The organism is Azospirillum sp. B4 (genome assembly GCF_000333275.1).
GTDB lineage: Bacteria > Pseudomonadota > Alphaproteobacteria > Azospirillales > Azospirillaceae > Nitrospirillum.
On sequence record NZ_BACU01000415.1, the window covers coordinates 1 to 9,857 of the forward strand.

Genomic DNA, 9,857 nt, shown 5'->3' on the forward strand with positions numbered 1-9,857 from the left:
TAGAGACCCCAGCAGCCACCTCCCACCTCGACATTGACGGGGCCGATCTCCGAGGTGAATTGCAGTCCAACTGAATTGGTCATGCCCTGCAGTGCTGCTTGCAGGGTGGAGCCTTTTTCCAGCCGCCACAGATGCGGGGTCGACACGTCCATGGCGCCGGCGTCCGGCAGTAATTCGTGGCCGGGGAGGCGGGCCGGGAGCGTCGGGCAAACGGGTACACCGGCGGGAGGCCCTTCCGGGGCTGGCGATGGGCGTGCGTCTTGGCCGGCAGGGGCGGTCAAGTTGGGGCCTGACGCGACTTCCTCCGGCGGCTTCGCCTCGGCGACCGGCGCCTGGCCGGCGGCAACGGGGGCCGGTCCGGGTGAGGGCGCACTGATGACACCTTTGCCGGGTGGCGGCGTAGAGGGCGCCTGGATCGAAGAAGCCAGGGTTGGGCCCGGCGATGGCACAGGCTGCGGCGATGCCGCTCCCGCCGTGCCCTCGATGGCGGATGTCGACTTGGCGGCCGTCGGAGTTTCCGCATCAGCCGAGGGGACCCAATGCTGGGCCTGGAGGGGCGTCGGCGACGCCTGTGCGGTTCTTGCCTCCTGGGCCGCGACGGCGGGGGCCAAGACCTCCTGGGTCACCGGCGCGCGTCCCGCCGGCGCCACCGTTGCCGCCTGGGCCGCCGGCGCGGGTGACACGACAAGGGGAGGGGCGGCTGGCGCGCCTGGCGCCGGTGTAGCCGGCGGAACTGCACTTCCGGAGGGTAGGGCTCCATCGGCCACAATGCTCCCAAAGGGCACCAGCAACAGGCCTTTCCCATCCTGGACCTGGACGCTGTAGCCGATGCTCTCCGACATCCTGCGCAGGCTGGCCTGCCAGGACGGACCTCCACGCCAGTTCACCAAGCGGCGGGGGAGCGCAGCCCCCCCTTCGACGCGCACAGACACATCGTCGGGAACGATCTGCCGAATGGCCAGGTCAAAGGGCACCATGACGCCGAGGCCGGCGACAGGCCCATCCGGTATGTCGCCCGCGATGGCAGGAGGACACGCCGCGGTCATGAGCAGGAGGCACAGCACATGGCGCGAGGTCAGAGGAGACCATCCCGAGTTTCCCGTTGACCCTGGTGACCGGCGTCCACTGCGCTGTCCCCGGCGCTTCCAGCCGGATGGCGATGGGTAGGGTTTCATGCGCCGTTCCCTTCTTGCCCGGCCGATGTCCCCTGGCCGGATGTCCCCTGGCCGGATGTCCCCTGGCCGGATGTCCCCTGGCCACCGGGGGACTGCTCACCCGCGGCGGTGTCCAGGGACAGATAGCCGGCGGACGTCTGGAGAACCCAACCGTTAGGGGTCTGGACCAACTGCTCCACGCGTCCCAAACCAGGGACCACGGTGCCGACCCTGATCTCCTGCAGGCCTGCGCCCAGAGCATCCCCTGTTCGGCTGACCCAGGCGGTGGGAACCGGCCCGGATTTGACCGACCTCAGCGCGAACAGCGCCTCCAGCGGCGCGCCCTTTGGAACATAAGCGGTAAGCGGGGTGGACAGGGCTTGCGCTTGAACGCCAGGACAAATGGAGCCGCCGCGAGCCTGGTCGGCGGCACACAGGTTGCGCCTCAGGAGTTCCAGCATCTGGGCGTGTCGATCGAGCCTGATCAGCACGTCATCCATCCTGACGCCGACGCCGCGTCCGGCGGAAACGGCGTCGGAAACCGGCACCGCGTTGCCCACCAGCAGGGCCAACAGCACGCCGGCGCCCAGCCACGTCCCGAACTCCCGGGCCGTGACGGTATCCCCGACATGATGGCCACCATCCCATCCCAGCCATCCCAGCCAGCGGGGCAGGACAGTGCTCCAGTCCTTTCCTGCGGCTGGCGCTCGCGTCCCCATGACCGTCGCCATCATCCACCCCATAGCCTTAGCCAAATCCCATCCCCCTGCGGGCAGGGGTACCCACTTGCCAGCCACCCGCCGGGCGTTGTTCCGCGCGAAGGAGGACGTCGCACCTTCCGGAAACGGCGCAGAGCATCTGCAACTCCGTCGGCGCTCCATAGCGCGCCTGCGCGAGCGCCATCGCCTCGTAGCCGTCCCCGGCGGGCAGCAGGGTCACGAAGGAATGCCCCGTCCCGCGCCAAAACCCCGCCACGGTCACCCAGACCGCGGGCCTGGCGCTGAATGCGTAGGCCTCCGGGTCCTGGTTGCCAAAGACGGCCAGGGGTTCGACGAGACCTGAAAGCACGGCGACAAACCGCCACGCGGCATAGGGCGGTTGCCGCTCCAGGGCCGCGACCACCTGTCCCGCCGTCCCGGCCATCTCGTAGCCGGTAACGGCGGCCGCCGCCCTGTCGGGACGCCAACCGATCACCGTGTATCGCCTCAGGTCAGCCACGGGTCACCGCCGGCGCCCCATGCCATTACGGACGGGCGTTGTCGCCGCGGCGTCCCCCGCGACTTCCGCCGCCGGAATCGCCATTGCCGCGGTTGCCGCCGCTTCCGCCCGTCCCGCTCCCGGATGCCGACTTGCCCTTGTCGCCGCCGCGACTGCCATTGCCGCGGGAACCATTGCCGCGACCGTTCCCTCCGCCGTTCCCCGAGCGGCCCGAGGCCGCGCGCCCCCCATCGCCATTGTCTTTGTCGCGGCTGGGGTAGGGGGCGACGTCGCGATCGTCCTTGATGACGATGTTGTCCTGATCATCGACCACGTAGGTGTCGATGAAATCGTCGCCCGACTTCTGCGTCCCCAGCCGCCCCGTCAGTTCGCAGCGCGTACCCTTCTGCAGCTCATCCACGGCGGTTTGCGCCGCCTGGCCGTAGAAGTGGATCCACCGGGCGACACGCGACGTATGGTCATCGTCCGTCACGATTTCGCAGCCGATCTGGGCGCTGAAAAAGGCGACGTCCTTGGCATCGTTGAACTTGCCGACGTTGATGATCTCACCTGCCATGATGAACTGCGCAATGTGGCCCTCGGCCATGGTTACCCCCTCGAATGCGATTGGTTTGGCGCCCCAAAGGAGGCCTCCAGCTCGGGCCCATTCGCCCACCGGGCAAGCTACCACAAGTTATTTTTCGTCAGAACACGATTCTAATGAGACGGAGACGGTCGTCATCCATCGGAATCTCACTAAAAAGCTTAGCGCGGATCGGATGGCGCCTGAGCCACAACCCGAAATGATATTTATATAACACATTGATTTTGTTACATTTTATCCGATAATGGTGGTTATGGAAATTGAACCGTCCATTCTCGGTTTTCGAAAATTCGCGGGGCGGATGGCCGTTCTCATGGCCCTGCCATCGGTTATGGGCTACCGCGATTTATTTTGCCTTCCGGAGTGGAACGGATCTTAGAACCTGTCCAAATCCGCTCCTAAGCCACCCCGGTCCTCACGGCGGCCATCCGTGGGCTTGCCCGCGTCCTGCCCCCTGCCTCCAGCCGCAGCGTCATCCCGGCCTGGTATCGGCTGCCCGGGCGCAGCTTCTGGATGTCCGGCCATAGGCGCCGCCGGCAGGCCACGTCCAGTTTCCAGGGCATGACCCAGATCACGAAGCCTGATGGCCCGAGTGAGCGCTTCAGGATCACCCTGGAAACCAAGTTCGAGGCCACGAGCCAAGACCAGCAGCTGCCGCCGTGATTCCGCGACATCCCGAGCCGCCTCGGCGGCCCGTAATTGTTCCGCCAGCGACAAGGGATCGCTCCCCACCACCCCTGCCATCCGGCGGGGCTGGTGCGGGCCTGGTTCGGGGAGGGCGGCCAAGGCCGCTCGAATTTCCGCATCCCGGTTCATCCGACGGGCAGCACTGGTGACCGGCCCAAGCGCGATAGGCTGGTTCAACAGCATCCAGTTGCTGAACGGGGTGCGTTGCGCGCGGCGCCCCACCGTGTCGCGGCGTTGCCACCATTCTTCCCGGCGGAGCCTGTCGAATGACGCCAGGGCCTGCCAGGTCCTGTCGCGATCTTCATCATTCCTGAAAACCCCCAAGGCTTGGAGCCGCCTGGCAAGCTGTTCATAAGGCGCCAGGCCATCGGCGACATGGTGATCGGATGGGTGGACCGGCTCCCCCGCCCCTTGGAGATGATCCACGCCACGGGGCGGATCTGGGGGCAAGCCTTGCCTTCTGCGTGCCCCGCGGGCGGCGATCCTGCCCAGCATCGTAAAGCCATCCTGCACCATCCAGTCAGGCGCCAGCTCCCGGAGCCTTTCGAAGATCGGCTGGCGCCCCTCACTGTTCCAAGGGGACGCCCCATCTGGGGCAGCACCCAACGCGACAAGGCCGCGCTGCATCTCCGGCCGGTCGGCGCGCCTTGTCGCCTCCACATCCAAACCCACCGCTCGACAATGTCGCGCCAAGGTTTCCCTCAGGCCGTCGAGTACGGCTCCGTCTCGACGCATGCGCAGGCGACCGCCGCTGTCGCGCAGATTCTTTATGATCACATGGCCATGGATTTCCCGGCCATGCTCCACATGAACGGCCCACAGCGTGGGATGCCCCCAAGCCGCGAACGTGTCCCTCACGGTGGCGCCCAGGGCCGCCTCGAATTGTCCCGCCTGCTCCGGCCCTATTGGTGCCGATAGAACGAAATGCCGGGCTTGCACATTCCTATAGCGGGCGGCCGGTGGCATGTCCGTCATCGCCCTCCCCTCCTCCCGTCGCCGCCGCGCTGCCGGCGACAAGTTTTCGGCGTCAGGCGTCAAGCCCCATTGCCGAAACTTGGCCGGAACGTCCTCCCGTGCCACGGGCAGGCCGTCGCCGTCGAATACCCGGGGAAGCTCGTCTCCCTTCCCCCGGTTGTCCATGCGCGCGATGTAATAGACCATGGCCCTTGCGGCTGTGCGCGAGTGGGCCGACGAGACCGACTTCACGATGACCGGCCGGCGACGCCCCCTGCCCTGGCCCCGGCCTCGAATGGGACCCAAGGCACTGTCCGAGCGCGAAACCAATGCCTCGCGGACCGCCTTCGCTTCCGCGGGGGAGCTGCCCCACCAATCCTTGCTTCCGTAGCTCAAGATCCATCCCCTGGCACCGCAGGATGCTCGCCACGGGGCCCGCCGGAGGGACCCGCCGAGCTCGCCGGTGGTCGTCGTGAGGCATCCTCACCGGCTGCGAGATCGTGCGCCCGTTCCAAGCGCCTCATGATCACCTGGAGCTGCTGCGCGCCAAGCCCCCCTCCACCTTGAAGCCGCCTGACGCCCTCGCGGATGATCACCGTGGTCTCATTCAGGATGGATGCGAGCTGGACCAGCCGGGGTGGACGGCGTTCAGAGACCGGCCGAAGCGCATCGCTGACAGCTTCCTTCATGGCGAGGATGTCGTCGATGACGGCGATGACCCGCTCCTCGACAACCGGCTGAGCTGAAGGCACCCCCCAACGGACCAGATGCAAACTCCGTGAGACAGCGTTGAGGTTGGAGCCGACCCGCGTCAGCGCGACACGGACGTCGTGCAGCCCTGCGACAACAGGATCGTCGCGGCTGCGGGCCGTCCCGGCAAAGGCGCTGTCGCCGCCCACCCAGGCGGCCAGGGCCCGTCGCAAAACCTGGTGCGCGGGGATGGCCAACTCCTCCTCCAGCGCCATGAGCTCTCCTGCTTCCGCTTCGGAAAAAGTGAAGCGGTAGATCTTGCCTTTCCGAGTTCGCCGCGTCCCTCCAGCCTCTCCCCCCGGGACGCCTTTCCGTCCGAACCCGGGCCGGCCGCCGCGCACAGGAACGAAGAGGTCTTCACGTCCCAAATGGCGGCCCAGCGCGAGGCGGATGAGGTCCTGCCTGTTAACCCCGGCGGATGCGGCCTCGGCGGCCAGCACCCGTTCCTGCTCAGGGCTGAAGGTGATCTCAGTCGCCAAGAACCGCTCCTCCTCAATATCCCGCCGCAGCCAGGGACGTCACCTTGTGCCCCTCACCGGGGCTCCATCTCTTCCCCCGACAGTCCGCTGCATCCCTTCCCTCTCCCGCTGCACCACCTGCTGGCGACGCTTGACGCGGGCCAGAAAGGCTCTGGCGGCGGAGAGTCGCGATTTCCTGACGCCGCGTCGCCCGCACATCACCCTCTGGAGACGGCGGCATGGCCGGAAATCGCCAAACCGTGCCTTAAGCTCCGGAAACGAGCGCGACGGCGCTATACTTGCTGTAATTTGTCGTAGCTTGTTTTCTATAGCAGCAGATTGGGCGACACCAGTAAATCCGCCATGTCGCCCCATTGTTGCGTGAATCTGCGTGATATCTCATGGTAGCTTGACACGCTTTTGGGCTGTCGCGACGGTAGCTGCTTGCTAACTGATGGTAGCTGGCAGCGGTTCGGAGGTAGCCCGAGACCGGTGATGGGTAGCGCGACGGCTGGAGCGGGTAGACGTCGAGTCTGGGCTCCATTCGGACCGCGCGCCAAGGCTGACGCCGTCGCCGACGCTCTATTCCCTACCGGAGTTTTCCCAGATGGCCTCCAACCCCGCCCAGTCCAGTCCAGCTGCCGAAGAAGGCGGGTTTCCAGCCAGCAAATGGCCAATGACCGTGTCCGGGGCCATCGACGCCCTGGGATTGACCCGGGAGAACCCCAAGCGGGTGCTCCCCCTTCAGCGCTTCAGGGATGCGATCGGACTTCTCGACCCTGACCGATATGCCAAGCCCAGCGACCTGAAGCGCCGGGTCCTCGATGTCGCGGCCTCGACAGTGCCAACCATCCGGCCGGACATCACGAAGCTGGCCTTCGAAGTCACGGACGGTCCTGGTGGACGGGAACTGTCGATAACAGTCGAGTGGGCCCCCGAGCAGGCAAGGTCGGCGGGCATACGCTGGAATCCACCGGATTTGCCACCAACCCACCAGCCCCCTGCCCCAGCGCCGGTTCCCACGCCGCAAGCACCACAGCTTTCCGGGCCCCCGGGCGCTTCCGGTCAAAGCGACACCGACACCGATGCCAGGGAGCCCCTGCTGCGCCAGGTTGACCTGCCAGGAAATGCAATGACATCCGCCGAGGACCGCCATGGAGCAGTTCGAGCGGACGAAAAAGGCTTGCCCTCGTGGCTGGCGACGGGCATGGACTTTCCGCCGGACCTTGCCCGCTATCTCCAAGGACCAGCTCCCGACGACAATCTCGACCAGGTCATCCCGGACGTGAGCCCAGTGGCGGGAGCAAGCGCCGAGGGGAGCTCTTCTTCCTCATCATCTGCCCCAGCTCATCACGGCGATGACAGAGATGCCCCCCCTTCCTGGATCAGCGGTATCGTCGACGGTGCCATGACCCGGCTCAGCCAGGACAACCAGGCTCCGGTGCGGGCACCTGAGGCACAAGAGGTGGAATCTTTTGGCGGTTTCCCTGCTCCTCGCCCGTCATGGTTGTCTGGAGAGGATCCGAATTTGGATCCGGCCCCGGCCCAGCATTCCAGCCAAGTACCCTTGCCATCCGAGCCTCCTCACAGCCTCGGAGGGCCGCTGATCGACGAACTGAGCGATGTTGAAGCCGAGGAACTCGCGGCCGGCATGGCGGCATTAACCGAAGCTGCGCGCCTCAAATCGGAAATCGAGGCGCTTACACTTCGGCTGGACGAGGTCGAAGGCGATGCTGAATTGCTGGCTGAGGCGGTTGACGCCATCCACGGGCTGGCCATCGAAATGGCGTCCAATGTCACGACGTCGGACCATGATCCCGGCGCCGCGGCTGGGAAAGACCAGGACGCTGCCCTGGGGGAGCCGGCCCGCCAAACCGACATCGGCTTGGGCACTCAGGTCCGGGTCCGTCGCATGAGCCTGCGGGACGCGGCGACAAGTGCCTTGTCGCCGCTGCGATTGGCCATTGAGAGCGTGGCGCGCCGAATGACAGAATTGCGCGACATGGCTGATAATGCGAATGAAAATGCCGCCGCCCTGCAAAATCAGTTGGCCCTGGCGGAGGAGCGCGACAAGGAGCTGAACACCAGGCTGACCGAGGAAATGGACGCGCGCCAACGCCTCGATGAGGAAATGGAAGCCCTCAGGGGCGAGGCCAAAGCGGCTACCGATTGGCTGGCCAGCGTCCAATCCTCGACCCCCAGCACCTTGGAGCGCAGCTACTGGTCCGAGCTGGTGCGCCTACGCAAAGTCGTGGCTGACGGCGGTGGTGAGGGGGGTCACGCTGAGCTCGACTTCGTCCGCCGGGACCTCGATGCCCTGCGCCGGGTGGTCTATCGCGGCGAGCCCGCGCCGACGAGTGATGCGCAAACCGACCAGCGCATTCAGGACTTGGCCCATCACGCTGCCGAGCTTGAACGGCAGATCGAGCGGCTGACCAGCGACAACGGCCGCCTGACCGACGACCTTAACCACCAGGCCAATCACGTCATTGCCCTGGAAACCCAGAACCTGGCGCTGCAGGAAGAATTGAGGCTTTCCGCCGAGGCCTTGAACGACCGGGCGGCAGCCTCCGGAGACGCCTCACCGCCCCTGCGTTACATGGGCGATCTCCCGTTTCAGCAAGGCCCTGAGCAGATTGGCCTCAACGGCGGAGGGGTGTCGTTCCAGCCCCCCGGGAACCCCCACCTGGTGACTGGTGAGGCTACCCCGGCATATCGGCCCGTTCCTTCCCGGGACGACTGGCAGCCGCAGCCCCACCGCCAGCCTGCAGGGCCATACCGGCAAGATTCCAATGCCGATGGCCGCCACAGCGCCGTTCCGCCGGCGGGGGAAGGTCGTGACGACGATGATCATGACGCACTGTATCCGGTGGGACCACGGCCCATGCCCCGTCGCACCGCCTTGCTGACCATGGCCTTCAGCCTCGGTCTGTGTGTGGGGGCCGCCCTCATCCTGAGGGATTTCCGCCCGGCGGTATTGTCCCCGGTCGGCGGTATCGTCGGCCTGCTGATCAGCCTGGGCATGGTCCGCCTTGGCGCCGCGGCGGCCCGTTGGGCGCCCGTCGGCGGGACCCTGGTGGCCGTCCTCGCCGTCATGTCCACCTGGAGCATGCTCCCCGATGCGTTGTCCGGCCGTCATGGCGCCGCCGCCTATGGGGAAAGCGATGAGGCCCCGGCGCTTGGTGCACCGGCAGCTGGGCGGGCCCGCCACCAAACGACTGCAAAGCCGTCAGCTTCCTCAGCGGAGGAAGCAGCGGCTGCAGCTGACGCCGATGACGCCGACGGCATCCCACCCATACCGGTAGGCCCCGGGCGTTCTGGTCCAGTCAAGCCACAAGCGGGCGCGCCGCTCCAGGCGGGACCTGCGGGAACGTTGTCGGCCGGACCATCCGGTGGAGCATCCGATGCTCTCCAGCCACCGGGTCCAAGCCCGGCCGGGAAGCAGTCCGCCCCCACTCCCGTCCCGCAGCACACCGACGCTGCCTCATCCAGGTCCGGCGACAGGGCGCCTGAGAACAAGGACCATGATCAAGGGCGACGAGGCGTCTCCGTGGAGCGTGATGACCGCCCGCCGGCCGCCGCCCCCCAAAAGCCGCCATCGCGCGCTCCAGTGACCGGCGACCTTTATGAGGACGCCGATCATGTGCTCATCGCCCAGAAGGTGCTGAAGGTGATGGCCATCTATATGGGAGAGGCCACCGGCACCATGGATGAGCGATTCCGGGATTGCCTCGCTGTCTTTCAGAACGCCGCCAACATACCCCGTACCAGGAAACTGGATGGGCGGACTTGGGAGAAAATCCAGGAGGTCAGGGCCGACAGGTATAAGCCGACCAGCCCTTGATCAGATCACTAACTTCATCTGGCGCATGACAATGTCCGCTCTTGTCCTCACGACGGTCACCTTGGCTGCCGCATTAGCCATATGGATAATTTTCAAGCTGGCGAGCCATGTCGGCCGTCGATTTGGTGGTGCAGCTAGGCACGCCCTGATACTGGCGTGTATCGTCTTACTCGGCGCCATCGTTGGAAGTTTTCTACAGCCTCTATTGT

6 protein-coding genes are annotated in these 9,857 nt (G+C 66.1%); 1 reads left to right on the forward strand and 5 read right to left on the reverse strand.

Annotated features, from left to right (window positions below):
• Window positions 1-1,171 precede the first annotated feature (1,171 nt).
• From I55_RS18455 to I55_RS18475, 5 genes are all read right to left on the reverse strand, one after another.
• On the reverse strand, window positions 1,172-1,888 hold the full coding sequence (locus I55_RS18455) for a hypothetical protein (protein WP_148293823.1): 717 nt from the start codon (window positions 1,886-1,888) through the stop codon (window positions 1,172-1,174).
• A 13-nt stretch (window positions 1,889-1,901) separates the two neighbouring features.
• Window positions 1,902-2,372: a hypothetical protein gene (locus tag I55_RS18460; RefSeq protein ID WP_044562051.1), complete on the reverse strand. Its 471-nt coding sequence runs from the start codon at window positions 2,370-2,372 to the stop codon at window positions 1,902-1,904.
• A 25-nt stretch (window positions 2,373-2,397) separates the two neighbouring features.
• Complete coding sequence (locus tag I55_RS18465; protein ID WP_044562052.1) at window positions 2,398-2,958, reverse strand: hypothetical protein; 561 nt, start codon at window positions 2,956-2,958, stop codon at window positions 2,398-2,400.
• A gap of 372 nt (window positions 2,959-3,330) precedes the next feature.
• Window positions 3,331-4,803, reverse strand: a complete 1,473-nt coding sequence (locus I55_RS36100; RefSeq protein WP_148293824.1) for a hypothetical protein — start codon at window positions 4,801-4,803, stop codon at window positions 3,331-3,333.
• A gap of 185 nt (window positions 4,804-4,988) precedes the next feature.
• A complete protein-coding gene (locus I55_RS18475) occupies window positions 4,989-5,825 on the reverse strand; it encodes a hypothetical protein (protein WP_044562054.1) in 837 nt (278 codons plus the stop codon).
• 586 nt (window positions 5,826-6,411) lie between these two features.
• Here I55_RS18475 and I55_RS18480 point away from each other — a divergent pair.
• The gene (locus tag I55_RS18480; RefSeq protein ID WP_148293825.1) at window positions 6,412-9,648 is read left to right on the forward strand and encodes a hypothetical protein; all 3,237 of its coding nucleotides are present in this window, start codon (window positions 6,412-6,414) and stop codon (window positions 9,646-9,648) included.
• The last annotated feature ends 209 nt before the right edge of the window (window positions 9,649-9,857 follow it).